Source organism: Enterobacter sp. PL_is511, from assembly GCF_055816065.1.
Genome location: NZ_JBVPGP010000023.1, coordinates 114,024 through 139,454 on the forward strand (window position 1 = coordinate 114,024; position 25,431 = coordinate 139,454).

Below are 25,431 nucleotides of genomic sequence, written 5' to 3' on the forward strand. Positions count from 1 at the left end.
TGCAGAGGTTCGCGCGGCTAATGAGAGGCTTCACCCATGGGGGTGTTGGTTGTCATTAGTCGCGAGGATGCGAAGAAGGTCGGGTTAAATCGACAGCACACCGGTGGTGTGCTGTCAAACATTTAAGAAAGGACAGAACTTTGCTGAATCCGATCGTTCGTAAATTCCAGTATGGTCAGCATACCGTCACGCTGGAAACCGGCATGATGGCTCGTCAGGCTACTGCTGCCGTTATGGTAAGCATGGATGACACTGCGGTATTCGTTACCGTTGTTGGCCAGAAAAAAGCTAAACCAGGTCAGGACTTCTTCCCGCTGACCGTTAACTACCAGGAGCGTACCTACGCTGCCGGTAAAATCCCGGGTGGTTTCTTCCGTCGTGAAGGCCGTCCAAGCGAAGGCGAAACCCTGATCGCGCGTCTGATTGACCGCCCGGTTCGTCCACTGTTCCCGGAAGGCTTCGTTAACGAAGTACAGGTTATCGCGACCGTTGTTTCCGTTAACCCGCAGGTTAACCCGGACATCGTAGCGATGATCGGTGCGTCCGCTGCCCTGTCACTGTCTGGTATTCCATTCAATGGTCCAATCGGTGCCGCGCGCGTTGGCTACATCAACGACCAGTACGTGCTGAACCCAACCCAGGAAGAGCTGAAAGAAAGTAAGCTGGACCTGGTGGTTGCGGGTACTGAAGCGGCTGTACTGATGGTTGAATCCGAAGCTGAACTGCTGAGCGAAGACCAGATGCTGGGCGCTGTGGTATTTGGCCACGACCAGCAGCAGATCGTTATCCAGAACATCAACGACCTGGTGAAAGAAGCCGGTAAGCCACGTTGGGACTGGCAGCCAGAAGCGGCAAACGACGCGCTGAACGCACGCGTTGCTGCACTGGCAGAATCTCGTCTGAGCGATGCATACCGCATCACTGACAAACAGGAGCGTTACGCTCAGGTTGACGTGATCAAGTCTGAAACTATCGCGACCCTGGTTGCGGAAGATGAAACGCTGGACGCTAATGAGCTGAGCGACATCCTGCACGCTATCGAGAAAAACGTTGTTCGTAGCCGCGTACTGGCAGGCGAGCCGCGTATCGATGGCCGCGAAAAAGACATGATCCGTGGTCTGGATGTGCGTACTGGCGTTCTGCCACGTACTCACGGTTCCGCGCTGTTCACCCGTGGCGAAACGCAGGCGCTGGTTACCGCGACCCTGGGTACTGCACGTGATGCGCAGATCATCGACGAACTGATGGGCGAGCGCACTGACAGCTTCCTGTTCCACTACAACTTCCCTCCGTACTCCGTAGGCGAAACCGGTATGGTTGGCTCGCCGAAGCGTCGTGAAATTGGTCACGGTCGTCTGGCGAAGCGCGGCGTACTGGCAGTCATGCCAGAAGCAGACAAATTCCCGTACACCGTACGTGTAGTGTCTGAAATCACCGAATCCAACGGTTCCTCTTCCATGGCTTCCGTGTGTGGTGCCTCTCTGGCGCTGATGGATGCAGGCGTGCCAATCAAAGCCGCCGTTGCGGGTATCGCAATGGGCCTGGTGAAAGAAGGCGACAACTTCGTTGTTCTGTCTGACATTCTGGGTGACGAAGACCACCTGGGCGATATGGACTTCAAAGTAGCGGGTTCCCGCGAAGGTATCTCTGCACTGCAGATGGATATCAAAATTGAAGGTATCACCAAAGAGATCATGCAGGTTGCTCTGAACCAGGCTAAAGGTGCGCGTCTGCACATCCTGGGCGTGATGGAACAGGCGATTAACGCGCCGCGTGGCGACATTTCTCAGTTCGCTCCACGTATCCACACCATCAAGATCAATCCAGACAAGATCAAAGATGTTATCGGTAAGGGCGGTTCCGTAATCCGTGCGCTGACCGAAGAGACCGGCACCACCATCGAAATCGAAGATGACGGTACTGTGAAGATCGCAGCAACCGACGGCGAGAAAGCGAAATTCGCGATCCGTCGCATCGAAGAAATTACTGCAGAAATCGAAGTGGGCCGTGTCTACGCAGGTAAAGTGACCCGTATCGTTGACTTTGGCGCGTTCGTTGCCATCGGTGGCGGTAAAGAAGGTCTGGTTCACATCTCTCAGATCGCTGACAAGCGCGTTGAGAAAGTGACTGATTACCTGCAGATGGGTCAGGAAGTACCGGTGAAAGTTCTGGAAGTTGATCGCCAGGGCCGTATCCGTCTGAGCATTAAAGAAGCAACCGAGCAGTCTCAGCCAGCTGCTGCGCCAGAAGCACAGGCAGCAGAACAGCAAGGCGAGTAAGTTGCCATTTGCCCTCCGCTTTGCGGAGGGCCTATTATCAGGCAGGACGCCTTGTTAAGCCGCCGGGGGACAGGACGTTCATCCAATAGTTGTCTTCGGGAGTGGGAAATGAAGCCTTTTTTGCGCTGGTGTTTCGTTGCGACAGCTTTAACGCTGGCAGGATGCAGCAACTCTGCCTGGCGTAAGAGCGAAGTCCTCGCAGTGCCATTGCAACCGACTTTGCAGCAGGAAGTGATCCTGGCACGCATGGAACAAATACTTGCCAGTCGGGCTTTAACCGATGAAGAACGCGCACAGCTTTTATATGAGCGCGGAGTGTTGTATGATAGTCTCGGTCTGAGGGCATTAGCGCGGAATGATTTTTCACAAGCGCTGGCTATCCGACCTGATATGCCTGAAGTATTCAATTACTTAGGCATTTATTTAACGCAGGCAGGCAATTTTGATGCTGCCTATGAAGCGTTTGATTCTGTACTTGAGCTTGATCCAACTTACAACTACGCGCACTTGAATCGCGGTATCGCATTGTATTACGGCGGTCGTGATAAGTTAGCGCAAGATGATCTGCTGGCGTTTTATCAAGACGATCCTAATGATCCTTTCCGTAGCCTGTGGCTTTACATCGTTGAGCGGAAGCTCGATGAGAAGCAGGCAAAAGAAGCACTGAAACAGCGCTTCGATAAATCGGACAAGGAACAGTGGGGATGGAACATTGTCGAGTTCTACCTGGGCAACATTAGCGAAGCAACGCTGATGGAACGCCTCAAGGCGGACGCAACGGATAACACCTCGCTCGCTGAGCATCTCAGTGAAACCAACTTCTATTTAGGTAAGTACTACCTAAGTCTGGGGGATATGGACAGCGCTACGGCACTGTTCAAATTAGCGGTTGCTAACAACGTACACAACTTCGTTGAGCACCGTTATGCATTGTTGGAATTATCGCTCTTGGGCCAGGAGCATGACGACCTGGCAGAATCGGACCAGCAATAGCTGACGACATAAACATCAGCCCGTAATCTTTTGATTGCCATCACCTTAACTGGTGAGGGCGTTGTTGTTCGTCAATACACCTACTTTGAGCCGGTTCACACTTTTCAATGAAAATTGCTAATCATTTTCACGATGAGCTAAGTAGACTGGCCGCCATTGACATTGAGGCACTCGTACTACATGGCTGAATTCGAAACCACTTTTGCAGATCTGGGCCTGAAGGCTCCTATCCTTGAAGCCCTTAACGATCTGGGTTACGAAAAACCATCTCCGATCCAGGCTGAGTGTATCCCACACCTGCTTTCTGGTCGTGACGTGCTGGGCATGGCCCAGACTGGTAGCGGTAAAACTGCAGCGTTCTCGCTGCCGCTGCTGAACAACATTGATCCGGACCTGCGTGCTCCGCAGATCCTCGTCCTGGCTCCAACCCGTGAACTGGCTGTTCAGGTTGCAGAAGCCATGACGGAATTCTCTAAACATATGCGCGGCGTAAACGTGGTTGCCCTGTACGGCGGCCAGCGTTATGACGTGCAGTTACGCGCCCTGCGCCAGGGCCCACAGATTGTTGTCGGTACGCCGGGCCGTCTGCTGGATCACCTGAAGCGCGGTACCCTGGACCTCTCTAAACTGAGCGGTCTGGTACTGGATGAAGCAGATGAAATGCTGCGTATGGGCTTCATCGAAGACGTTGAAACCATCATGGCGCAGATCCCGGACGGTCATCAGACCGCGCTGTTCTCTGCAACCATGCCGGAAGCTATCCGTCGCATTACCCGCCGCTTCATGAAAGAGCCGCAGGAAGTGCGTATTCAGTCCAGCGTAACCACTCGCCCGGACATCAGCCAGAGCTACTGGTCTGTGTACGGCATGCGTAAAAACGAAGCGCTGGTACGTTTCCTGGAAGCGGAAGATTTTGATGCGGCGATTATCTTCGTTCGTACCAAAAACGCGACCCTGGAAGTGGCTGAAGCCCTGGAGCGTAGCGGCTACAACAGCGCAGCGCTGAACGGCGATATGAACCAGGCCCTGCGTGAGCAGACTCTGGAGCGTCTGAAAGACGGTCGTCTGGATATTCTGATTGCCACCGACGTGGCAGCACGTGGTCTGGACGTTGAGCGTATCAGCCTGGTTGTTAACTACGACATCCCGATGGATTCCGAGTCTTACGTTCACCGTATCGGCCGTACCGGTCGTGCGGGTCGTGCTGGCCGTGCACTGCTGTTCGTTGAGAACCGCGAGCGTCGTCTGCTGCGTAACATCGAACGTACCATGAAGCTGACCATTCCAGAAGCGGACCTGCCAAACGCAGAGCTGCTGGGCAAACGCCGTCTGGAAAAATTCGCCGCCAAAGTACAGCAGCAGCTGGAAAGCAGCGATCTGGATCAGTACCGCGCGCTGCTGTCGCAGATTCAGCCTGTTGCTGAAGGCGAAGAGCTGGACATGGAAACCCTGGCTGCAGCACTGCTGAAAATGGCTCAGGGCGAACGTAGCCTGATCGTGCCACCAGATGCGCCGATGCGTCCTAAGCGTGAATTCCGTGACCGTGACGATCGCTTCGAACGTCGTGGCGACCGTAACGATCGTGGCCCACGCGGTGACCGTCCAGAGCGTGGTGGTGAAGACCGTCCACGTCGTGAACGCCGTGACGCGGGTGACATGGAGCTGTATCGCATTGAAGTGGGTCGTGATGATGGCGTTGAAGTTCGTCACATCGTTGGCGCGATCGCTAACGAAGGCGACATCAGCAGCCGTTACATCGGTAACATCAAGCTGTTCGCATCCCACTCTACCATCGAGCTGCCAAAAGGCATGCCGGGCGAAGTGCTGCAGCACTTTACGCGTACCCGCATCCTGAACAAGCCGATGAACATGCAGTTGCTGGGCGATGCACAGCCACGTCCTGACCGTGGCGGCGAACGTCGTGGCGGTGGTCGCAGCTTCGGCGGCGAGCGTCGTGAAGGCGGTCGCAGCGAAGGTCGCGGTGGTGAAGGTCGTCGTTTCTCCGGCGAGCGCCGCGAAAGCCGTGGCCCGCGTCGTGAAGAAGGCACCAGCCGTCGTCGTTTCGGTGACGCGTAAGCCTTACGCTTCTGACGTAAAGTAAAATATACAGCCCCGATACATGCTATCGGGGCTTTTTTTATTCCCTTTGTACTCTTGTACTGGTACAGTGCGTCACATTAAAATGCAGAACCGCATGATTGACTGGAGAAAAGGCTGTATGGCGACACTAACCACCACCCAAACGTCACCTTCGCTGCTTGGCGGCGTGGTGATCATCGGCGGAACCATTATAGGTGCCGGGATGTTCTCCCTGCCCGTGGTCATGTCCGGTGCGTGGTTCTTCTGGTCGCTGGCTGCGCTGGTCTTTACCTGGTTCTGTATGCTCCATTCCGGGCTGATGATCCTCGAAGCAAACCTGAACTACCGCATTGGCTCCAGCTTCGACACCATCACCAAAGATCTGCTGGGCAAAGGCTGGAACCTGATTAACGGGCTGTCCATCGCCTTTGTGCTCTATATCCTGACCTACGCATATATCTCGGCGAGCGGTTCGATTCTGCATCACACCTTCTCTGAGATGTCGCTGAACGTTCCGGCGCGTCTGGCCGGACTATGCTTTGCGCTGGGCGTGGCGTTTATCGTCTGGATGAGTACCAAAGCGGTAAGCCGGATGACGGCAATCGTACTGGGCGCGAAGGTCATCACCTTCTTCCTGACCTTCGGCAGCCTGCTGGGGCACGTGACGCCCACCACGCTGTTTAACGTTGCCGAAGTGAATACCTCCTACACGCCGTACCTGCTGATGACGCTACCGTTCTGTCTGGCGTCGTTCGGCTACCACGGCAACGTGCCGAGCCTGATGAAGTACTACGGCAAAGATCCGCGCACGATTGTGAAGTGTCTGGTCTACGGCACGCTGCTGGCGCTGGGGCTGTATGTGATCTGGCTGCTCGGGACGATGGGCAACATCCCGCGCCCGGAGTTTATCGGCATTGCCCAGAAGGGCGGTAACATCGACGTGCTGGTGCAGGCGCTGAGCGGCGTGCTGAACAGCCGCAGCCTGGATCTGCTGCTGGTTATCTTCTCTAACTTTGCGGTGGCGAGCTCTTTCCTCGGCGTGACGCTGGGCCTGTTTGACTACCTGGCGGATCTGTTCGGCTTTGATGATTCTGCGATGGGGCGTTTCAAAACCGCGCTGCTGACCTTCCTGCCGCCGATTGTGGGCGGCCTGCTGTGGCCGAACGGCTTCCTGTACGCCATCGGCTATGCCGGACTGGCGGCAACCATCTGGGCGGCGATTGTGCCAGCGCTGCTGGCACGTAAATCACGTAAACGCTTCGGCAGCCCGAAATTCCGCGTCTGGGGCGGCAAGCCGATGATTGCGCTGATTCTGGTGTTCGGTGCTGGCAATGCGCTGGTCCACGTGCTGTCGAGTTTTAACCTGCTGCCTGTGTATCAATAAACAGAAAGCCCGGTGGCGCTGCGCTTACCGGGCCTACAGGGATCGCGTAGGCCGGATAAGGCGAAGCCGCCATCCGGCAAAAAACTATCCCACCAGCTCCTCTTTCACCTGCATCGCCAGCTCAAACGAATGCAAACGCGCCTGGTGATCGAAAATCTGGCCGTTAACCATAATTTCATCCGCCTGCGTTTCGCGCAGCACCGCCTCCAGCCCGTGACGCACTTTCGCCTTATCGCCTACCAGCGACATGCTCAGCGCCTGCTGAACGCCATACTGCTCTGACGCTGACCACAGCTGATGCATATTCTCCACCGGCGGCGGAAGCTGGCCCGTCTCACCGCGGCGCAGCTTCACAAACGCCTGCTGCATAGAGGTGAACAGGAATTCCGCGTCGCGATTGCTGTCGGCGGCAATGATGTTGATGCACACCATCGCGTACGGCTTCTCCAGACGCTCGGACGGTTTGAAGTGCGTGCGGTAAAGATGCAGCGCCTGATGCAGCATATCCGGCGCGAAGTGCGAGGCAAACGCAAACGGCAGCCCCAGCTGTGCGGCCAGCTGTGCGCTGTAGAGGCTTGATCCCAACAGCCATACCGGGATCTTCTCACCGTAGCCCGGTACCGGGCGCACGTGCGGGTTCGGGTCACGCGCGTCGAACCAGTCCACCAGCTCTGCCACGTCGCGCGGGAAGTTATCGATATCGCCGCTCATATGGCGACGCAGGGCGCGCATCGTTGGCTGGTCGCTGCCGGGCGCACGGCCAAGCCCCAAATCGATACGGCCCGGATAGAGGGTATTCAGCGTGCCGAACTGCTCGGCGATCACCAGCGGGGCATGGTTCGGCAGCATCACGCCGCCGGAGCCCAGGTGCAGAGTGGTGGTATTTGCCGCCAGATAACCAATCAGTACCGAGGTGGCGGCGCTGGCAATGCCCACCATGTTGTGGTGCTCGGCCAGCCAGTAGCGGTGATAGCCACGCTTTTCGGCCAGCTGAGCGAGATCGAGGGAGTGCGAAAAGGCTTCTCTTGCCGAGGAGCCTTGTGGGATCGGCGCCAGATCCAGCACCGAAAACGGAATAGTTTTGTCAGTCATAACAGCTCACTTTGTCGACGGTCAATCTTTAATACTGCATTAAAAAATGATAACCGTTGTTAACAAAGTGAGCCTTTTTTAGGCCTGCAGTTCCAGCCCAGCCAGACGCTTCCAGTAGCCGTTGCAGTCGCTGTTTGCCGTCAGCAGCAGCGGAGCGGCGCCGTTTTCGTTGGCGCGGAAGGCATCCAGCATCGCAAACACGCCGGTATCCAGCGGCGACAGGCGCACCATATCCACCAGCCCGTCCATCGACGCCAGCTCGTTGCCGAGGTTATAGACATAGCCGCTCATGGTCTGAATGCCGTTGAGGACAAACACCTGCTGATTCTCCTGCGACAGCATGCTGCGCCCGTTCGGATACTTAATGCAGCAGGTTTCGCACTCGTCTTTCGGACGGTCTTCCGAGCGCGCGGTAAAGCAGCGGGCAGAATAGGCCAGCGGCAGATGCCCATAGCTCAGCACTTCCACTTCAAACTGCTTGCGAATGCCCAGCTCGTCGCACTGGTTAAGCAGGTTAGCCAGCCAGTCGCGGGAGAGCTCCACCGGCATGCACCAGCGCGTCATCCCCTGTTTGAGCAGCAGGCGCAGGGTCACGGCGTTATAGCAGTTCAGAGCATGGCCCGCGACAAACGGCAGCTTACGTTCAGCGCACATGTTCACCACGCCGAGATCGCTTGCTTCCAGCAGGAACTCGCCGTTTTCGACATAGCGCTTCAGCTCGCCCAGTTCAGAAGAGGCCTGCACCAGCGCAAGCGTGGAGAGCACCACCTGCTTGCCGCTGCCGGCCAGGCTTTTCGCCATGTCCAGCCAGTCGCCCACTTTCGTCGCCCGGCGCTTGCTGCACACCGCTTCGCCGAGGTAAATCACATCGGCGCTGCTGGTGGCGGCCTGTTGGTAAAAATCTTCCAGCGTCTCTTTTGACCAGTAGTAGAGCACCGGTCCTAATGAATATTTCATGGTTATCTCACTGCCATTTACGGTGATACGCGCCAAGCGTGGTTTGCGTGCCTTCGGACATCGATCCGAGCGTCTCCATCCAGGCCTGCTGCGGAGCATAGTTCTGCGGGTCCGCCATGCAGCGGTCGATAGCCTGACGCCACACTTTCGCCACCTGGCTCACATAGGCCGGGCTGCGCTGACGACCTTCGATTTTCACCGAGGCAATATTGGCCGCCAGCAGTTCCGGCAGCAGCTCCAGCGTGTTGAGGCTGGTCGGCTCCTCCAGCGCGTGGTAGCGCTCGCCGTCGACCAGATAGCGGCCTTTACACAGGGTGGGATAACCGGCGTTTTCACCGTCCTGATAGCGGTCGATCAGCACCTCATTAAGGCGGGATTCCAGCCCCTGAGGGGTCTGCTGCCAGCGAACAAAGCGGGCAGGGGAGCAGGCCCCGACGGTATTCGGCGATTCACCGGTTAAATAAGAGGAAAGATAGCAACGGCCTTCGGCCATGATGCACAGGCTGCCAAAGGCAAAAACTTCCAGCGGCACTGGCGTGACGCGCGCGAGTTGCTTAACCTGATGAATAGAGAGCACGCGCGGCAGCACCACGCGAGCCACGTCAAAGTGTTGATGGTAAAAACGCACAGCTTCTTCGTTGGTGGCAGATGCCTGAACAGAGACGTGGCGCTCAATATGGGGATAGCGTTCTGCCGCATACTCAAGCATGGCGAGGTCGGCCAGGATCAGCGCATCGGCACCCAGCTGTGCAGCCATATCCACCGCGCGCTGCCAGCGGGCGTAGCCGTCAGGATGAGCAAAGGTATTGATGGCGATATGCAGTTTGCGGCGGTGCTGGTGAACGAAGTTAACGGCTTCCTGAAGCTTTTTCTCCGTAAAGTTGAGGCCAGCAAAATGGCGGGCGTTGGTGTCATCTTTTAGCCCGATATAGACCGCATCGGCCCCATTTTCGATGGCCGCCTTAAGCGCCGGAAGATTTCCGGCAGGGCAGAGCAGCTCCATAATTTATCCTGATGTAGTCGATCGCAAAATTGTTAACGAGCTGGGATTTTAATTAACCCATAGGCGACAATTTTTGATTTAAGGCAGCTAATGGCGTATTGATGACACCAATAATGAGGTACGGCGGACGACGGTTTGTTGATTTACGCCGCTATGTTGCGCTTCGGATATGGCAAAATAGCAGGACTATAGATATCAGGGAGTAAAGCTCGTGCTGGATAAACTGCGTTCACGTCTCGTACAATTTGGTCCATCAATGCTGAGCGTGCCGGTAAAGCTGGCGCCGTTCGCGCTTAAACGTCAGGTGCTGGAGCAGGTCCTGAGCTGGCAGTTCCGCCAGGCGCTGCAGGATGGCGAGCTGGAATTCCTGGAAGGGCGCTGGTTGAGCATTGAGGTGCGTGATATCGGGCTGCGCTGGTTTACCTCCGTTGAGAATGACCAGCTGATCGTTCGCGAAACCGCCGAGGCGGATGTGAGCTTTAGCGCCAACGCAAGCGATCTGCTGATGATCGCCGCGCGTAAGCAGGATCCGGATACGCTCTTCTTCCAGCGCCGTCTGGTGATTGAAGGCGACACGGAGCTCGGTCTGTACGTGAAGAATTTAATGGATGCCATTGAGCTGGAGCAGATGCCGAAAGCGCTGCGCGTGATGTTAATGCAAATGGCAGATTTCGTTGAGGCCGGGCTGAAAACCCCGCCGGACGGTAAACACACTTCAGTAGGTGAGCCATGCTGATTCGAGTCGAAATTGGGATTGATGCGCCGGGGATCGATGCGTTGTTACGCCGCGCCTTTGCGAGCGATGCCGAAGCCCAACTGGTCCACGACCTTCGCGAAGACGGCCTGATTACGCTGGGGCTGGTTGCCACCGATGACGAAGGTCAGGTGGTGGGCTATGTTGCCTTCAGTCCGGTCATCGTTCAGGGCGAAGAGCTGCAGTGGGTAGGCATGGCACCGCTGGCGGTAGATGAAAGCTATCGCGGGCAGGGGCTGGCACGCCAGCTGGTCTATGAAGGGCTGGATTCGCTCAATGAGTTCGGTTATGCGGCCGTTGTCACGCTGGGCGATCCGGCGTTCTATGGCCGTTTAGGCTTTGAGCAGGCCGCGCATTACGATCTGCGCTGCCGCTGGCCGGGTACGGAATCCGCTTTCCAGGTGCACCGTCTGGCGGATGACGCGCTCAACGGCGTCAATGGCCTGGTCGAGTACCACGACCATTTCAATCGCTTTTAATCAGGCTCTCGCGTAGCGCCTCAAAGGAGCCGTCTCCGGTCACGAGGCGCTCTTTCTGGCGCTTCGTCAGCTGCTTGATGCGGTATTCCAGCCTGAGCGCCAGCGATCGGTCACCGACGGGCGCCGAAAAGGCGAGCTGTAATTCTCCTTTTCCCCGCAGCGCTTTTGCTCCTTTCCCCGTTTGATGTTGTAAAAAACGCCGCGCCACATCGGTGGTGATCCCGGTGTAGAGTGCGTTATCGGCGGTTCGGACAAGATAGAGAAACCAGCACACGGTAAACAGATTCAGTATGTTAAGGTGAACGCACCATAGCATGAGAGAGAACGAAAATGGAAACACTGGCCACCATTAACCGCTGGCTGGCGAAGCAGCATGTTGTCACCTGGTGCGTCTATGACGAGGGGGAGATGTGGTGCGCTAACGCGTTTTACTACTACGATCCGGAGCGCGTCGCGTTTTATGTCATGAGCGAAGACAAAACGCGTCATGCGCAGATGACCGGCCTGCAGGCAAAGGTCGCGGGGACGGTAAATGGCCAGCCGAAAACGGTCGCGCTGATCCGCGGCGTGCAGTTCAAAGGGGAGATCCGTCGTCTGGATGGCGAAGAGAGCGACGCGCGCCGTAAGCTCTACACGCGCCGCTTTCCCGTTGCCGCTGCGCTAAAAGCCCCGGTGTGGGAAATCCGCCTCGATGAGCTGAAATTTACCGACAACACCCTGGGCTTTGGCAAGAAGCTGCACTGGTTACGCGCCGAGCAGGCGTAGCGCTTCGCGGTTAAACGCCGGGAGATCGTCCGGGGTACGGCTGGTGATCAGCTGATCTTTGTCGTTGACCACTTCCTGATCGTAAAACTCGGCGCCCGCATTTTTCAGATCGATAACGATCGGTTTCACCGCCGTGAGCTTACGCCCGCGTACAACCTCCGCGCTGATGAGCAGCTGCGGACCGTGACAGATGGCAAAGACCGGTTTGCCGGTAGAGACAAAGTCCCGGGTAAAGGTCACGAAGCGTTCGTCCCCGCGCAGGGAATCCGGGGAATGGCCACCGGGTAACAGCAGGGCGTCGAAATCTGAGGGGCTAACGTTATCGATAGTCTCATCAATGGTTACGGTCGCCTCGCCCTTATGGCCTGTCACCGTTTTGCCCGCCTCTTTCTCAATGGTGATGACCTCATGTCCCGCCTTGCGGAACGCCTCTGCAGGCGAGGTGAATTCTGAATCTTCAAACTCGTCGGTAATCAAGACTGCGATTTTCTTGCCCATGCTTCCTCCGTTGTTTTGGCTTCAGACTGATTTTTCTCCGCTTGTGGTAAATACTTACCTGTAACAGACTTCTAAGTGTGGTCGACGACGCTGAGTTCGCAAACGGACAATTCTGTAAAGGGGATACGATGAGTCAGGTATTGATTACCGGGGCTACCGGGTTAGTGGGCGATCATCTGCTGCGGCTGCTGATTCAGGATCGCCGCGTGAACTATATCGCCGCCCCGACGCGTCGACCGCTGGCAGATTTATCTGGCGTCTTTAATCCGCACGATCCTCAGCTGACGGACGCGCTGGCGCAGGTCCAGGATCCTATTGATATCGCCTTTTGCTGTCTGGGCACCACGCGACGGGAGGCGGGCAGCAAAGAGGCATTTATCCACGCCGACTATACGCTGGTGGTGGACACCGCGCTTACAGCGAAAAAGCTGGGGGCCAAACATTTTCTGGTGGTCAGCGCGCTGGGCGCTAATGCCGGATCGCCTTTCTTCTACAACAAGGTGAAGGGCAAGATGGAGGATGCGCTGATTGCGCAGAAATGGGAGCAACTGACGATTGTGCGCCCTTCGATGCTGATCGGCCACCGGGACGAACGCCGCTTTAACGAGTCAATACTGGCCCCGCTGTTTCGCATCCTTCCCGGCAACTGGAAGGCCATCGAGGCGCGGGACGTCGCGCGGGCGATGTTAAAAGAGGGACTGGCTCCGTCGAAAGCGGGCGTAAACATTATCCCTTCGGCAAAACTGCGTGAAATCGCGCAGGGCGAGGCGTAAACTCCCCCGGCTAATAACCTAATACTCTCCGGGGAATGCTATGACTGGTCAGTCTTCATCTCAGGCGGCAACACCTGTTCAATGGTGGAAGCCCGCACTCTTCTTTCTCGTGGTCATTGTTGGCCTCTGGTACGTGAAATGGCAGCCGTACTACGGCAAAGCCTTCACCGCCGCCGAAACGCACAGCATCGGTAAATCTATTCTCGCTCAGGCTGAGTCCAGCCCGCTGCAGGCGGCGTGGGACTATGCCATGGTCTACTTCCTTGCCGTCTGGAAAGCCGCCGTTTTAGGCGTCATTCTGGGGTCGCTGATTCAGGTGCTTATCCCGCGTAACTGGCTGGTGAAAACCCTGGGCCAGCCGCGCTTTCAGGGCACGCTGCTGGGGACGATTTTCTCCCTGCCGGGCATGATGTGCTCCTGCTGTGCCGCGCCCGTGGCTGCAGGGATGCGCCGCCAGCGCGTGTCGATGGGCGGCGCGCTGGCGTTCTGGATGGGCAACCCGCTGCTCAACCCGGCGACGCTGGTGTTTATGGGCTTTGTGCTGGGCTGGCATTTCGCGTTCATCCGTCTGGTCGCCGGACTGCTGACCGTGCTGGTGGTGGCGACGCTGGTGCAAAAACTGGTGAAGGATACTGCCGAAGAACCCGCAGCCGTTGAGCTGGACGTCAGCGAGCCGCAGGGGGGCTTCTTTGCGCGCTGGGGCAGGGCGCTATGGCAACTTTTCTGGAGCACCATCCCGGTCTATATCCTGGCGGTACTGGTTCTGGGGGCGGCGCGCGTCTGGCTCTTCCCGCATGCGGATGGTGCTATCGACAACACGCTGATGTGGGTCATTGCGATGGCCGTTGCAGGCTGCCTGTTTGTGATCCCAACGGCGGCGGAGATCCCGATTGTTCAAACCATGATGCTGGCCGGCATGGGCACCGCGCCGGCGCTGGCGCTGCTGATTACGCTGCCGGCGATCAGCCTGCCGTCGCTGATTATGCTGCGTAAGTCATTCCCGGCGAAAGCGCTCTGGCTGACCGCAGGGCTGGTGGCGTTGAGCGGGATTATGGTGGGAAGTATTGCGCTTCTGTGAAAAACGCCCGGTGGCGCTACGCTTACCGGGCCTACAAAAAAATCCCCTCAAGTGAGGGGATTTTTTTTATTTAATGTAAGTAAACGCGGTGGTGACGTGCTTCACGCCGCTCACCCGGCTGGCGATATCGGCCGCCGCTTTCCCTTCACGGTCGGTCACCAGACCCAGCAGGAACACTTCACCGTTTTCCGTCGTCACTTTCACGTTGGAGGATTTCACCTGGTCCGAGCCCAGCAGCTGGGAACGCACTTTGGTGGTGATCCAGGTATCGGAAGAGGCATCACCCAGGCCAATTGGCTTGCCCTGACGCACTTCGTTAAACACCTCTGTGGTTCCTTCAACACCCATTGCGATTTGTTTCGCACGAGAGGCGAGTTCCATATTCGGCGCCTGGCCTGCCAGCAGCACTTTGCCCTGGTAAGCCGTCACGTTGATACGCGCCTCTTTCTTGATCTGTTCGTCTTTCGAGAGCGCACTGTTGACGCGCAGCTCCAGCGTACCGTCATCCACCTGTGTTCCCACAGAGCGCGGATCGGTTGCCGCTTTGGTGCCTACTGCGGCGGTACCCACAACGGCCGCAGCGATACATCCCTGAAGCAGTAATGCAGACATAAGGACTGCGAGGGTCGATAAAGCCTTCATAAGAACTCCTTAATCATCCTGGTGAGGGAAAAGCGTGTTATCGATCAAGTCACATAAGCAGTTCACCGTGAGCATATGCATTTCCTGAATACGCGCGCTCCGGTGAGACGGAATGCGGATTTCCACATCCTGCGGCCCAAGCAGACCCGCCAGCTCACCCCCGTCATAGCCGGTTAAGGCCACGATGGTCATGTCGCGGGTGACGGCGGCTTCAACGGCTTTGACAATATCCCGGCTATTGCCGCGCGTGGAGATGGCCAGCAGCACATCTCCGGCATGACCCAGAGCTCGCACCTGCTTTGCGTAAATTTCGTCATGCAGACGATCGTTAGCAATCGCCGTTAAGACCACGTTATCGGTATTAAGTGCAATGGCGGGTAAACTCGGACGTTCTGTTTCAAAACGATTGATCATGCTGGCAGCAAAATGCTGTGCGTTGGCGGCTGACGTGCCGTTGCCACAACAGAGGATTTTGTTGCCGTTTAGCAGGGATTGCACCAGCGTCATTGCGGCACGCGAGATAGCATCCGGAAGGGCTTCCGCCGCGGCAATCTGAGTCTGGATGCTTTCTGTGAAGCACACTTTAATTCTTTCGAGCACGTTATCCCTTTTAAATCCTAATTATGCGTCTTCGCCAAAAGCGTTTTTAAGCCATTCGATCTCATTTCCGGTGAAGGCTATCACATCGAACCGGCAATCCACAGTATCAAAGCTCCCATTATGGCGGGCAAGCCACAAGTGGGCAGTCTGTAATAATTTATGTTGTTTGGCGAGCGTCACGCTGGCGGCAGCACCGCCAAAACGGGAGGACTGTCGAAAGCGCACTTCTACAAACACGATGACCTGACCGTCTTTCATGATCAGATCAATTTCGCCGCCACGCCCGCGGACGTTGGCGGCAATAAAGCGCAGTCCTTTGCCTTCAAGCCAGCGACGCGCCTTTAACTCCCACGCATCGCCGGTCTCTTTGCGGCTTAACTGGCCGGGACGATCTGCCCCTGCTGGTATTTGAGCCATGATAACTTCCTGTTAATCACGCAGTCCTGAGTCGCGGTCAGATCGCCGGTGTTGCCGTTAAGCTCAAAGCCCGGCACCTGACGCATCTGGGTAAAGTGGTTCGCCAGCGCCCATGCATCGACACCCATCGCATACAGACGGGCCAGCGAATAATCGTTACGTACGGTACTCAGCGCCTGCTGCATCAGCGCCGGGTTGCTGCCTGCCAGCATCGGGATTTCGCTGTACTGCAGACCGTCCATTTCCAGACGGAAATCCGGGCCTGCGGTGCCCTGCGCGCTGCGGGAGCTGGCGTAGAGCGTTGCGCCGCTCTGGCTGCCGTTACGCATCGCAATCATCGGTTTGATAAAGGCGATCTCCTGCGGCGTGGCAACGATATAGGCCGCATCCACTTTACCGCCACCGCTGATCTGCGCGTCGGTAGGTGGGGCAGGGATCGTCAGGCCGCCAATCGTCACGCCCTGCTGCTGCGGCAGGCTCGCGGTGACAGGACTGCCGTTAAGCGCGATGCCCGCCCCGCCGTTTACGCCAGCGCGCAGTTCAGAGACGGAACCGAATTTCTGCTGCAGCACCACGCCGCCGCCCAGCTTCTGCCACTCATCGGCAAAGGCATTGGCCACGCGATCGCCCAGCGCGCTGCGCGGGATGAGCAGCAGCGGAGCCTGCTTACCCTGCTCGTGAATATGACGCGCCGCATCGCGGGCTTCATCTTCAGGAGAGAGCGCGAAGTAGCAAATATTGGCCCGGTTCTGAACCTGCTCCGGCTGGTTGAGCGCCAGCACGTTCAGCGTGGTATTGCTCTTCATCAGCTCTTCCACGTTGTTTTTCAGCAGCGGGCCGACAACAATGCTCGCCCCGTCCTGTTGAACCTGCGCCAGCACCTGATCAAGCGGCTGCGAACTGGTGTCGTAGATTTTCAACTCAGCGCCCGGATTGGCGCTGGTGGTTGCCACGACCTGCGGCTGCGCGGCAGGTTGGGCCGCGGGTTGCGCAGGCTGCTGTTGAGGTTGCTCTGCTGTTGTGACAGGTGCAGGTGCCGCTTGCGTCTCGGCCGGAGCCTGGGTCGCAGGTGCTGTAGTAGCCGGTGCCGCTGTAGCTGGCGGCGTCGTCGGAGCCGTCACCGGGTTTTGCATCGTGCCCTGCGCCGGCGCTTGCGCCGAGGTCAGGTCGCTGGTCTCTGCGGCAGATGGGCTGACAACATCATTCACGTTAGCCGCCTGGGCCGCCTGCGCGGGAACCGCGCTGCCGGTTACCGACGTCGTGCCGTTTTTCGCCGCTTCAAAGCCCTGCTGAATGGTGCGGCCAAACACCGCCGCCTGGCCGTTGAGCGGCAGCAGCAGAGCGATTTTGCTGGTAGACGCAGGCTTAAAGTTCTGCACGTTCACCAGCTGGGTTGGCAGCATTTTCGCGCCCGGGTTTTGCGGGTAGCGCGTCTGCCAATCCGTAATACCGGCTTTCAGCATCTTTGGATCGCTGCGGTTGTTAAACCACATCTGCTGCAGATCCAGCCAGCCCTGCAGGACGTTTTCATCGGCGTTGATGACCAGCGCCTGCGCCTGTTCCTGCGTCATCGACGCCAGCGCTTGCCAGGTGGCATCGATATTTTTCTGCTTATCGGCACCGCCAAGCAGTGGCTCTTGCGCGACGAGCGCGCGGAGCAAGGTCAGCGAAGGGCGTCCCTGCTCAGCGGTAATGCCCGCCTGCCAGAAGCGCGCCTGCTGATTTTTATCCAGCGCGCTCACGTCAATATCCCCGAGGATCTTCTTCGCGGCGGCGTAATCTTTCAGCGCGACTTTCAGCTCGGCAGAGAGCAGGCTCTGCTCACGACGCTGGGCGTCGTTAAGATCTTTTGGCAACTGGTTAAACAGCTCGGCTGCCCGCTGGGTTTTACCCTCTTTCAGCAGTGCACGAATGGCGAGTAATTGCCAGTTGGTCTTGGTATCATTTGAACTCTGCGACATTTGTTGCAGATAAAAGCCAGAATCAGCCTGAGCAGAACCCTGGAGATGGGCGGTGCTCTGGTCAGGTGCCTGGGTGCCACAGCCTGCAAAGATCAGGGCTGCCAGCAGAAGCGGCACGCTGCGCGTGGCTTTTTTTCGAAGAAACGTTAACGGTACCATACTGTATCCAGTGATTTTTTTTACGCAATGCTCAATATTAAATCGGCAATACGGACGAAACAATGAAACAACACGAAACGGCAGATAATTCTCAAGGCCAGCTTTATATTGTACCTACTCCTATCGGGAATTTGTCTGATATTACCCAACGTGCGCTCACCGTACTGCAAGCTGTTGATTTAATTGCTGCTGAAGATACCCGCCACACTGGCCTGCTGCTGCAACATTTCGCGATTAACGCCCGTTTGTTCGCTCTGCACGATCACAATGAGCAACAAAAAGCCGAAACGCTGGTGGCGAAGCTGAAAGAGGGGCAGAACATCGCCCTGGTCTCCGACGCCGGTACGCCGCTGATCAACGATCCGGGCTATCACCTGGTGCGTACCTGTCGCGAAGCCGGTATTCGCGTTGTGCCACTGCCGGGTCCATGCGCTGCCATTGCTGCGCTGAGCGCCGCAGGTCTGCCGTCTGACCGTTTCTGCTATGAAGGTTTCCTGCCTGCCAAATCCAAAGGCCGCCGCGACGTCTTAAAAGACCTGGAAGCGGAACCGCGCACCCTGATTTTCTACGAATCCACGCACCGCCTGCTGGAGAGCCTGGAAGATATGGTGACCGTCTGGGGAGAAGCCCGCTACGTGGTGCTGGCGCGCGAGCTGACCAAAACCTGGGAAACGATCCACGGCGCGCCGGTGGGGGAACTGCTGGCGTGGGTGAAGGAAGACGAAAACCGCCGCAAGGGCGAAATGGTGCTGATTGTCGAAGGGCACAAGGCGGAAGAAGACGCGCTTCCAGCCGATGCGCTGCGTACGCTGGCGCTGCTGCAGGCGGAACTGCCGCTGAAGAAAGCCGCTGCGCTGGCGGCAGAAATTCACGGCGTGAAGAAAAATGCGCTGTATAAGTATGCGCTGGAGCAGCAGGGGGAGTAAGTCATCTCCTGCCCGTTTTTGCCGGGTGGCGGCTACGCCTTACCCGGCCTACAACTTTATAAAATGTCGGTATAAATGTCGGTATAAATGTCGGTATAAATGTCGGAAGAGCAAATTGCTCATGTCATACGCTGACCTGCGTCGTTCGCTAAACTGTAATGACCTCGGTGTCCGTTTTACCCAACTGTTCTTTTTCGTGCTTTCCGATCCCATCATCCGTAATCACACAGTCTATTTTTTCCATCGGCAGTACCTGGTTGAACCCGCGGCGATTGAATTTGCTTGCGTCCAGCACGGCGATCACCTTATGTGCGGCAGCCGCCATCACGCTGCTGATCGAATAGCCTTCATTGAACGTTGTAATGCCGTTGGTGGCATCGATGCCGTCAGCCCCGACAAACATCAAATCCGCGCTTATCCCGGTTAGAGAGCGCTCGGCGATGGTGCCATGCATAGAGTGCGTTTTATGGCGCACGGTACCGCCACAGACCACGAGCGTAATGTCTTTGTTTTCCGAGAGGGCAAATGCGGCAGGCAGGCTGTTGGTAATGACGGTGATATTGGCCCGTTTGGTCAGCGCTTCGGCGATGAGCATGGTGGTGCTTCCGCTGTCCAGAATGATCGTCATTCCCTCTTCAATCATGGCCGCGGCAGCCTGTGCGATGCGCTTCTTCGGGTCGCTCGCCAGCTGATAACGGTCTTCCAGCACTACTTCCTGATTTTCGCTTTCCGCCAGGCTGCTGCCGGGTCTTGCTGCGCCACCGTGAAAACGCGTGACCAATCCTTTTTCTTCCAGCAGGCGCAGATCTGTTCGAATCGTCACTTCTGAAATGCCAAACATATTCGACAGATCCAGCACCATGACACTGCCCTGAGCGTTGACAAGGTCAACGATTTTATTGCGTCGCTCAAATGAGTTCATATTGAAATGCCTGATAATTAACTGCCTCTATTCTAATCGAAGGTATGCGAAAGGGGTACGGTAATATTCGAAAGGAAATGTGAGCCAGCTCAGGTTGCTGGCTCGAAGCACTACGCGAAGCGCAGCATGATTTTGCCCTGCATTGGCGCACCGTTTAGTCCCTGCACGGCCTGAGCAAAGCTATCGCTATCGCCGGTATGAGCAATAAGGGGCTTTAGCTGCAGTTTTTTCTCTGTGAGCAGGCGTGCCGCGGTTTCCCATTCTTCACCTGGCCACGGGGCCGAATAATTCATCCAGCTTCCCAGAAGCGTCAACTCCTTACGCAGTATCTTGCCAAATGTCGCCGCAGGTAAGTTTAGGTCGTTATGCAGCGTACCCACCAGAGCGACCTGGGCGCGCGGCCCGGCGATATCAATGGCGAGCGCGACGGTTTGCGGTGTGCCAGCAGTCTCCAGAACCAACTGATCAAACGGGTTGTCGCTCAAGACGTTGAGGATATCGTTTGCACCCAGATCGCGGCTATTAAACACCTGAGTTGCCCCCAGCGCTGTTGCCAGCGCGAGCTTATCGTCGTTGATATCAATCGCGCTTACGCTGTTGGCCCCCAATGCCAGCGCACACTGCATCGCCAGCAGGCCAATCGTTCCTGCGCCTACAATGATGACGTTCTTGCCCTCGCAGCCGGAAGCGAGATGAAACGCGTGTAGCCCTACGGTTATGGGTTCAATAAATGCGCCATCCTCAATTGCCATCTCTGCTGGAAGGCGGAACAGGTTTGCACGCTTCACCACAATATATTCCGCGTTGCCGCCTTCGCTACGAGATCCGACAAACTGATACTGCTTGCAGAGCGAGAAGTAGCCTTTTTCACACGCCGGACAGGAAAAGCAGGGCAGTAATGGCACGCAGGCAACTGGATCGCCTGCCTTGAGATCGTGCACTTCGGTACTACAGGCTTCGACATAACCGCTAAATTCATGTCCCAGGGTGATGGGATAATAATGTGCCCCTCCGGCAAAAATTCGCGGGATATCGGAGCCACATAGTCCTGAGCAGGCAATGCGCACCCGCACATCATCCGCAGCCTGAATGTGAGGGATTGGACGTTCTTCAACGCGCACGTTGCCCTCAGCGTGAATTACCACTGATTTCATATTCACTCCAGAAAAAGAGGGGAGCATGGCTCCCCAGATATCAAGACACCGTCTGGCTTTGAGGGGTAGCGGCGTTCTTTTCTGCCGCGTTAAATACGCGGGCACGTCGCCAGGTGAGCAGGATGCCGGTAACGTAAATTGCACCAATCACGATGAACCCCACCACGTTTTGCCAGGTGAACAGCTGGATGAGCAGCCATGTGACGGGTGAACCGCCCTGGTCCATGGAGGCCACCAGCCCGCCAGCTTTCAACGCGCCAGCATTTTGCGCAAGCTGGGTGTGCAGGCCGATGGTCTGGGTCGCAATCCACAGCGTAATGCCCATGATGATGACGCCAGAGATAAGCGTGCGGAACAGGTTGCCCTGATGCACCGCGACCGCCATTGCCACAAAGAAGCCAATGGTGGCAAGGTCACCGAACGGCAGCACCTGGTTGCCCGGCACCAGAACAGCAATCAGGATGGTAAGCGGGATGAAAATCAGGCTGGCGGAGACGACGGACGTATGGCCCAGCAGGAGTGCTGGATCGAGACCGATTAAGAACTCCTGTCCGCCAAACTTTGCCTGCAGACGTTTACGTGCATGTTTAGCAATCGGCGTCAGGCCATCCATGATTGGTTTGATGACGCGCGGCATCAGCAGCATCACTGCGGCGGTTTTCACGGCCAGTTGGAGAACAGATTTAGCGTCATAGCCAGCCAGCATGCCAATAGCCAGACCCATCACAAACCCAACCGTGACCGGTTCGCCAAACGGGCCAAAGCGTTTTTGCACATCGTCAGCGCTAAAATGAATACGCTTCAGGCCTGGGATTTTATCGATAATCGTATCGACCAGAACGGCGATCGGGCCGAGATAAGCTGACGAGCCGTGAGGGATGGCAATCCCGTCCAGACCGAAAAAGTCCCGGGTGTCTTTGGCAAACCAGTCTCCAAGCTTGTAAACAAAGGCTGCGTGCACCACAACGCCCAGGATCCCCAGCCAGTAAGAGCCGGTTGCCAGGTGCAGCATCGCACCGGTGAAGGTCATGTGCCAGATGTTCCAGATATCGACGTTAACTACCCGGGTCATCCGCGTCACCAGCATGACAACGTTAACGCCAATGGCAACAGGGATAGCAATAAGTGCAATCTGTGATGCCCAGGTCATTGGGGATGAACCCGGCCAGCCAACGTCCACCACGTGCAGGTTAATCTGGAACTGTTCAGCCATCGCTTTGGCCGCCGGGCCGATGGAGTCAAGCATAAGGCCGATAACCAGTCCGATCCCGACGAAGCCTATGCCTATGTGCAGGCCGGATTTAAAGCAATCGCCGAGCTTCATCCCTAATAGCTTAGAGAAGATGATGATGACGATTGGCAGCATTACGGTTGGCCCCAAATCGAGGATGTAACGCATGATTTCGGTAAACATGATCTTACCCCTCGAGGATGGTCAAGATTTTTTGCTGTAGGGCTTCGATGCCGACACCGGATACAAACGGCATACCGTGCACCACCGGAATGTCGCCAAAGGCTCTGTCGACTTTCGCTGTGGTGCAGATCAGGTCAGCGCCGTCCATATAGGTTTCAATTTCGGTCACCCGGCACTGGACCAGATCCAGCTCAATGTGGTGTGCTTCACACAGTTCTTTTATCTCTTCTGCTGCCATGGTTGAGGTGGCGACAGCGCCGCCGCAGGCAACAATAACTTTGCGTTTCATAGGGCACTCCTTTTTTATTATCAGTTTGTTATGAAGCCTGGGCACAGGCGACAGGTTCAAGTATCATCTCCCGGAAACGATCGGCCAGGCGCTCTGCGGGCGCAGCCAGCAGCATGTCAAGCGTGTCCGGGTTTTGTAGCTCACTGAAAAGGCGGCGAAGCAATTTCATTTGTGCCGCAGGGTTTTCCACGATTAACGCGATGATGAGTGAGACGGCGACCTCGCCATCATCATCGGCCTGCTGGAAATGCACCGGTTTGTCCGGGCGAATCAGGTAAATCGCGGGGCGTTTCGCATGTACGGCTTCGCAGTGCGGAATAGCGACCGCATGGCGTTCAAGAGCAATGCCGGTGGGGTAATCCACCTCCCTTTCAAGAAGGGCGGCAGGGTAGGTGGCGTGTACAACACCTTTAGCCAGCATCTCCTCGCCAATATGCGCCAGCGCCTGCTGGCAGGTTTCAAACTCAATTCCGGTACGGACAAAAACGTGACTCATACACTCTCCGGCATTAGACGGGTTCAGGGGTGCAGCCAAATCGATAAGCACGTAATACATCCTGTATTTTGTCGATGATGAGATTTTGCGGTGTTGCGGCGATCTCATTCATCGACAATCGCTCGAACTGGACGGGCATAAACTGGCTGACCAGCCCCAGAGGCAAGGAGATAGCGCTCAGATTAGCGATTAATTTCTCAACGCACTGACGAATGCGCGGATGCGGCCAGTAGTAGCGAATGCGATCGGACAGGCTAAAGTGAATATCCACCATTGCCTGACTCCAGGTGGGACGGTAGTACTTCTTCCAGTAATCCGGCTCGTTCAGCATGACTTCGTCGATCACGTCAAGCACATGGCTGCGTTGTTCAGGGGCGATGAGGGCCTTCTCCATTTGTGCGAGTGCAAAGATGGCTTCTCGCAGGGCAAAGGTAAGCGCCGGGCCGACTTTCAAGATCGCGAAGTGATCGCGAACCAAAGCACGATAGGCTTGGCGAGTCTGGTAGTCGGTTGAGTGCGCCTCATAGACCATGGGTGTCTGGCGGATCCAGCCGGAAAGGGCCTCTGCCGCGTGCGGCTGGTAGTGAATAATTTGCGTATGGTCGAACTCCACGCCGGGTTGCACGACTATCGCAATCACACGCGTCATAGCCTCGTCCAGACCGAGCGCAGCAAAGGCCTCACGATGCGTTTCCAGCGTCTGCGCGGCATCTTCCACACGGGTGACATGAACGTTGTTAATGCTGCTGGCTTCTCCGCCGGGAACGGGAACCTCAGTACCAATCACATAGGTCAGTGCCGCTTTTTGTTCTTCAGTGGCCGTCTCTTCTGCCGCTTTGCACAGTCGGGCCGCACGTTGTGCCACCATCCATGGCGAGAGTGGGGTAGGATCGTCGGCACAAGACATTGAGGCGTCCAGGTGTATCTTGCTAAATCCAGCCGCGACATAGGCTTTGATCAATGCAATGGATTTCTCCATCGCCGCGTCTGCGGGTTCGTTTTGCCAGCAGTTTGGCCCCAGATGATCGCCACCCAGGATCAAACGTTCATGCGGAAAGCCCACCTCTTTAGCGATCTTCAGAACAAAATCACGGAAATCAGCGGGTTTCATACCGGTGTAACCGCCGAACTGGTTCACCTGATTTGAGGTGGCTTCAATCAGAACCTTGTTGTCGGTATGCAGATCGAACCGCAAAGCGGCTTCGATAACCAGCGGGTGCGCTGAGCAAACTGAGCAAATACCGAGAGCTTCTCCCGCTTTATGGCGGGTAATAATATCTTTCACGTTTCCTCCAGGTCAGGACTTCAGGCTTTCGTATTTAGAGCTTTCCTTCACAACCACAATCGTTAATAACTTTACACACCACCTCTTTCATGGCGCGTTTGGCGGGCACCATGTAATGACGCGGGTCACTGGTTTCGGGATGTGAAGCGAGATAGGTTTTCAGGGCATTCGAGAAGGCGATTTTGAGTTCTGTGGCAACGTTGACCTTGCAGATACCGAGGCGAATTGCCTGATGGATATCGGCCGTAGATAAACCGGAAGCGCCGTGCAGCACCAGCGGGATATCGACCTGATTGCGAATCTCTGCCAGACGTTCAAAATCAAGTTTCGGCGTGGCAGTGTAGAGGCCGTGCGCGGTACCGATGGCGACGGCCAATGAGTCGATACCCGTTAATTCAACAAACTCACGTGCCTGTAGTGGGTTGGTGTAAAGCGCATCTTTGCTGTCGACCACAAGGTCATCTTCCTGCCCGGCAAGACGGCCAAGTTCAGCCTCCACGCTCACATCGTAACGGTGGCAGTAGTCTGTCACTTTCTTCACCAGCGCGACATTTTCAGCGAATGGATGATGAGATCCGTCGATCATCGCCGAGCGGATCCCGCTTTGGACTTTCTGCGCGATATCGTCGAAATCTTCGTGATGATCGAGGTGGATCGCCAGTGGCTGGTTGTACGTTTTGGCCAGATCGCTGGCGATGGCGACCACGTTACCGGTTCCTGCATAGCTGAATGTGCCGGGCGTACCCGCCACGATCAGCGGAGATCGCATCTCATAGGCCGTTTCAACGACCACCTGCAGCGTTTCGAGATTATGAATATTGAATGCCGGTACGGCGTAACCTTCGCGCTGTGCTTTTAGCAGCATCGCCTTCGACGAGATGATGAACATCTTTCCTCCGAAACCTTTCGTTTTATTTATGCGAAAGACAATATAGGGTTTCGGAATGTTATTTTGTGATTGATATCTTAAAAATGAAAGAATCGAAATGAAAGGTAAGGATGCGAAAGAAATGAAAGCAAAAAAAAAGCATG

At 56.3% G+C, this 25,431-nt stretch carries 27 protein-coding genes; 11 read left to right on the forward strand and 16 right to left on the reverse strand.

Annotated elements, in window-relative coordinates; translation table 11 throughout:
- The first annotated feature begins 140 nt into the window (after positions 1 to 140).
- From pnp to mtr, 5 genes are all read left to right on the forward strand, one after another.
- Positions 141 to 2,279 (forward strand): polyribonucleotide nucleotidyltransferase, encoded by a 2,139-nt coding sequence (gene pnp / locus AC0TN7_RS12740; RefSeq protein ID WP_024906369.1) that lies wholly within the window; start codon positions 141 to 143, stop codon positions 2,277 to 2,279.
- Positions 2,280 to 2,387: 108 nt separating this feature from the next.
- Positions 2,388 to 3,272, forward strand: a complete 885-nt coding sequence (gene nlpI, locus AC0TN7_RS12745; protein ID WP_023309331.1) for a lipoprotein NlpI — start codon at positions 2,388 to 2,390, stop codon at positions 3,270 to 3,272.
- A 107-nt stretch (positions 3,273 to 3,379) separates the two neighbouring features.
- The gene (gene yrbN, locus AC0TN7_RS12750) at positions 3,380 to 3,460 is read left to right on the forward strand and encodes a protein YrbN (protein WP_100122156.1); all 81 of its coding nucleotides are present in this window, start codon (positions 3,380 to 3,382) and stop codon (positions 3,458 to 3,460) included.
- Positions 3,453 to 5,348, forward strand: a complete 1,896-nt coding sequence (locus tag AC0TN7_RS12755) for a DEAD/DEAH family ATP-dependent RNA helicase (protein ID WP_024906370.1) — start codon at positions 3,453 to 3,455, stop codon at positions 5,346 to 5,348. The genes yrbN and AC0TN7_RS12755 overlap by 8 nt, the downstream gene beginning before the upstream one ends.
- A 142-nt stretch (positions 5,349 to 5,490) precedes the next feature.
- Positions 5,491 to 6,735: a tryptophan permease gene (gene mtr / locus AC0TN7_RS12760; RefSeq protein WP_463727342.1), complete on the forward strand. Its 1,245-nt coding sequence runs from the start codon at positions 5,491 to 5,493 to the stop codon at positions 6,733 to 6,735.
- A gap of 84 nt (positions 6,736 to 6,819) precedes the next feature.
- Here the strand turns inward: mtr and AC0TN7_RS12765 are convergent, their stop codons facing one another.
- The 3 genes from AC0TN7_RS12765 to ubiU form a co-directional block, all read right to left on the reverse strand.
- The gene (locus tag AC0TN7_RS12765; protein ID WP_032650369.1) at positions 6,820 to 7,827 is read right to left on the reverse strand and encodes a luciferase-like monooxygenase; all 1,008 of its coding nucleotides are present in this window, start codon (positions 7,825 to 7,827) and stop codon (positions 6,820 to 6,822) included.
- Positions 7,828 to 7,905: 78 nt separating this feature from the next.
- Positions 7,906 to 8,784, reverse strand: a complete 879-nt coding sequence (locus AC0TN7_RS12770; RefSeq protein ID WP_473702186.1) for a U32 family peptidase — start codon at positions 8,782 to 8,784, stop codon at positions 7,906 to 7,908.
- Positions 8,785 to 8,791: 7 nt separating this feature from the next.
- A complete protein-coding gene (gene ubiU / locus AC0TN7_RS12775) occupies positions 8,792 to 9,787 on the reverse strand; it encodes a ubiquinone anaerobic biosynthesis protein UbiU (RefSeq protein ID WP_023309326.1) in 996 nt (331 codons plus the stop codon).
- A 211-nt stretch (positions 9,788 to 9,998) separates the two neighbouring features.
- Here ubiU and ubiT point away from each other — a divergent pair, with 211 nt between their 5' ends.
- Positions 9,999 to 10,523 (forward strand): ubiquinone anaerobic biosynthesis accessory factor UbiT, encoded by a 525-nt coding sequence (gene ubiT, locus AC0TN7_RS12780; protein ID WP_024906374.1) that lies wholly within the window; start codon positions 9,999 to 10,001, stop codon positions 10,521 to 10,523.
- Positions 10,517 to 11,020, forward strand: coding sequence for a GNAT family N-acetyltransferase (locus tag AC0TN7_RS12785; protein ID WP_023309324.1), 504 nt, complete (start codon positions 10,517 to 10,519; stop codon positions 11,018 to 11,020). Before ubiT ends, AC0TN7_RS12785 begins: the two co-directional genes overlap by 7 nt.
- On the opposite strand, the gene AC0TN7_RS12790 is transcribed toward AC0TN7_RS12785, so the two are convergent.
- Complete coding sequence (locus AC0TN7_RS12790) at positions 11,007 to 11,336, reverse strand: GIY-YIG nuclease family protein (RefSeq protein WP_008501484.1); 330 nt, start codon at positions 11,334 to 11,336, stop codon at positions 11,007 to 11,009. The two genes, AC0TN7_RS12785 and AC0TN7_RS12790, sit on opposite strands and share 14 nt — an antisense overlap.
- Before the next feature lie 14 nt (positions 11,337 to 11,350).
- Here AC0TN7_RS12790 and AC0TN7_RS12795 point away from each other — a divergent pair, with 14 nt between their 5' ends.
- Positions 11,351 to 11,785, forward strand: a complete 435-nt coding sequence (locus tag AC0TN7_RS12795) for a YhbP family protein (protein ID WP_148770250.1) — start codon at positions 11,351 to 11,353, stop codon at positions 11,783 to 11,785.
- Here AC0TN7_RS12795 and AC0TN7_RS12800 read toward each other — a convergent pair.
- A complete protein-coding gene (locus AC0TN7_RS12800) occupies positions 11,765 to 12,283 on the reverse strand; it encodes a type 1 glutamine amidotransferase domain-containing protein (RefSeq protein WP_023333577.1) in 519 nt (172 codons plus the stop codon). The two genes, AC0TN7_RS12795 and AC0TN7_RS12800, sit on opposite strands and share 21 nt — an antisense overlap.
- 128 nt (positions 12,284 to 12,411) lie before the next feature.
- On the opposite strand from AC0TN7_RS12800, the gene AC0TN7_RS12805 reads away from it, so the two are divergent.
- Both AC0TN7_RS12805 and AC0TN7_RS12810 read left to right on the forward strand, forming a co-directional pair.
- Positions 12,412 to 13,056, forward strand: a complete 645-nt coding sequence (locus tag AC0TN7_RS12805) for an NAD(P)H-binding protein (RefSeq protein WP_032650365.1) — start codon at positions 12,412 to 12,414, stop codon at positions 13,054 to 13,056.
- A 40-nt stretch (positions 13,057 to 13,096) separates the two neighbouring features.
- Positions 13,097 to 14,134, forward strand: coding sequence for a permease (locus AC0TN7_RS12810; protein WP_267217572.1), 1,038 nt, complete (start codon positions 13,097 to 13,099; stop codon positions 14,132 to 14,134).
- 66 nt (positions 14,135 to 14,200) lie between these two features.
- Here the strand turns inward: AC0TN7_RS12810 and dolP are convergent, their stop codons facing one another.
- From dolP to AC0TN7_RS12830, 4 genes are read right to left on the reverse strand one after another with little or no spacing between them, the layout of a single operon-like run.
- Entirely contained in the window at positions 14,201 to 14,776 is a 576-nt protein-coding gene (gene dolP, locus AC0TN7_RS12815) for a division/outer membrane stress-associated lipid-binding lipoprotein (RefSeq protein WP_024906379.1), read from the reverse strand.
- 9 nt (positions 14,777 to 14,785) lie between these two features.
- The gene (diaA, locus tag AC0TN7_RS12820; protein WP_003861754.1) at positions 14,786 to 15,376 is read right to left on the reverse strand and encodes a DnaA initiator-associating protein DiaA; all 591 of its coding nucleotides are present in this window, start codon (positions 15,374 to 15,376) and stop codon (positions 14,786 to 14,788) included.
- Between the two features lie 21 nt (positions 15,377 to 15,397).
- Positions 15,398 to 15,793 (reverse strand): YraN family protein, encoded by a 396-nt coding sequence (locus tag AC0TN7_RS12825; protein WP_063409206.1) that lies wholly within the window; start codon positions 15,791 to 15,793, stop codon positions 15,398 to 15,400.
- A complete protein-coding gene (locus AC0TN7_RS12830) occupies positions 15,751 to 17,913 on the reverse strand; it encodes a penicillin-binding protein activator (protein ID WP_473702187.1) in 2,163 nt (720 codons plus the stop codon). Before AC0TN7_RS12830 ends, AC0TN7_RS12825 begins: the two co-directional genes overlap by 43 nt.
- A gap of 62 nt (positions 17,914 to 17,975) precedes the next feature.
- Here AC0TN7_RS12830 and rsmI point away from each other — a divergent pair, with 62 nt between their 5' ends.
- Positions 17,976 to 18,839 carry a 16S rRNA (cytidine(1402)-2'-O)-methyltransferase gene (rsmI, locus tag AC0TN7_RS12835; RefSeq protein ID WP_045331026.1) on the forward strand — a complete coding sequence of 288 codons (864 nt, stop codon included), beginning with the start codon at positions 17,976 to 17,978 and terminating at the stop codon, positions 18,837 to 18,839.
- 148 nt (positions 18,840 to 18,987) lie between these two features.
- Here the strand turns inward: rsmI and AC0TN7_RS12840 are convergent, their stop codons facing one another.
- The 7 genes from AC0TN7_RS12840 to AC0TN7_RS12870 all read right to left on the reverse strand — a co-directional run bounded on the left by AC0TN7_RS12840 (position 18,988) and on the right by AC0TN7_RS12870 (position 25,288).
- A complete protein-coding gene (locus AC0TN7_RS12840) occupies positions 18,988 to 19,761 on the reverse strand; it encodes a DeoR/GlpR family DNA-binding transcription regulator (RefSeq protein ID WP_473702188.1) in 774 nt (257 codons plus the stop codon).
- Between the two features lie 110 nt (positions 19,762 to 19,871).
- Positions 19,872 to 20,915, reverse strand: coding sequence for a galactitol-1-phosphate 5-dehydrogenase (gatD, locus tag AC0TN7_RS12845; protein ID WP_473702189.1), 1,044 nt, complete (start codon positions 20,913 to 20,915; stop codon positions 19,872 to 19,874).
- Between the two features lie 40 nt (positions 20,916 to 20,955).
- Positions 20,956 to 22,329 (reverse strand): galactitol-specific PTS transporter subunit IIC, encoded by a 1,374-nt coding sequence (locus AC0TN7_RS12850; protein WP_473702190.1) that lies wholly within the window; start codon positions 22,327 to 22,329, stop codon positions 20,956 to 20,958.
- Positions 22,330 to 22,333: 4 nt separating this feature from the next.
- The gene (gene gatB / locus AC0TN7_RS12855) at positions 22,334 to 22,618 is read right to left on the reverse strand and encodes a PTS galactitol transporter subunit IIB (protein WP_021242240.1); all 285 of its coding nucleotides are present in this window, start codon (positions 22,616 to 22,618) and stop codon (positions 22,334 to 22,336) included.
- A gap of 28 nt (positions 22,619 to 22,646) precedes the next feature.
- Positions 22,647 to 23,114: a PTS galactitol transporter subunit IIA gene (gatA, locus tag AC0TN7_RS12860; protein WP_473702191.1), complete on the reverse strand. Its 468-nt coding sequence runs from the start codon at positions 23,112 to 23,114 to the stop codon at positions 22,647 to 22,649.
- 13 nt (positions 23,115 to 23,127) lie between these two features.
- On the reverse strand, positions 23,128 to 24,399 hold the full coding sequence (gatZ, locus tag AC0TN7_RS12865) for a tagatose-bisphosphate aldolase subunit GatZ (RefSeq protein WP_473702192.1): 1,272 nt from the start codon (positions 24,397 to 24,399) through the stop codon (positions 23,128 to 23,130).
- A gap of 34 nt (positions 24,400 to 24,433) precedes the next feature.
- A complete protein-coding gene (locus tag AC0TN7_RS12870; RefSeq protein ID WP_473702193.1) occupies positions 24,434 to 25,288 on the reverse strand; it encodes a tagatose bisphosphate family class II aldolase in 855 nt (284 codons plus the stop codon).
- Between the last annotated feature and the right edge of the window lie 143 nt (positions 25,289 to 25,431).